The following is a 975-nucleotide window of genomic DNA, read 5'->3' as shown; positions in this document are numbered from 1 at the left end:
GGCGACGACGTGTTGGACGGGGGATCGGGCTTTGACATTCTGGACGGCGGCGCGGGTGTTGATCGCACGTCCGGCGGCTTGGGGGACGACTGGCACATCGTCGACAATGCGAGTGACATGGTGGTGGAAGGGGTGGGCCAGGGTTATGACCGGGTCCTGACGAATGTCAGCTACCGGCTGCCGGTCGGTACCGAGATCGAGCTGATGGTGGCGACCGGGACGGACGCGGTGAGGCTGACCGGCAACGAGTTTTCCCAATATCTCGCCGGCAACGCAGCCGACAATGTGCTGGATGGCGGAGGTGGCGCGGATACCACGGCCGGTGGCGCGGGGAATGACTGGCATCTCGTCGACAGCAGCTCGGATTCGGTGATCGAGCATGCCGGCCAAGGCTATGACCGGGTCATCGCTTCGTCGAGTTTCCGGCTCACGGCCGATGCCGATGTCGAGCTGTTGCTGACCTCCGCGCCTGCCGGCACCCAGGCGATCGACCTGGCCGGCAGCGACACGGTCAATACCGTCTACGGCAATGAAGGCGCCAACCATCTCTACGGCATGGGCGGCGACGATGCGCTCTCCGGGTTCGGCGGCAACGACGTGCTGGATGGCGGCACGGGTGCCGACACAATGTTCGGCGGCACCGGCGACGACTGGTATATCGTCGACAATGCGCGCGACCAGGTAATCGAAGGCGCCGATGCCGGCTATGACCGCATTCTGACGTCGATCGACTACACGCTCGGCACCGATCGCTCTGTCGAACTGCTGATGACGGCCAGCCCCACCAGCACGACCGCGCTCAACCTTGCCGGCAACGACCTGAGCAACAGCATCTTCGGCAATGAAGGCGCCAACCTGCTGCAAGGCAATGGCGGTGACGACTGGCTGGTTGGCAACGGCGGCGCCGACACCCTCATGGGCGGACTCGGCCGCGACAAGCTGACCGGCGGCGAAGGGAACGATGTCTTCGTGTTC

The 975-nt window shown here is 64.8% G+C and carries 1 protein-coding gene; it reads left to right on the top strand.

Going from position 1 to position 975, the window contains the following annotated elements; all coding sequences use genetic code 11:
* The coding region (locus GON01_RS16460; RefSeq protein WP_269748910.1) for a calcium-binding protein at window positions 1–975 on the top strand (975 nt) is incomplete at both ends.

The organism is Sphingomonas horti (assembly GCF_009753715.1).
GTDB classification, from domain to species: Bacteria; Pseudomonadota; Alphaproteobacteria; order Sphingomonadales; family Sphingomonadaceae; genus Sphingomonas_B; species Sphingomonas_B horti.
Note: the sequence above shows the minus strand (reverse complement) of the source record. Positions and strands in the feature narration are given on the sequence as shown.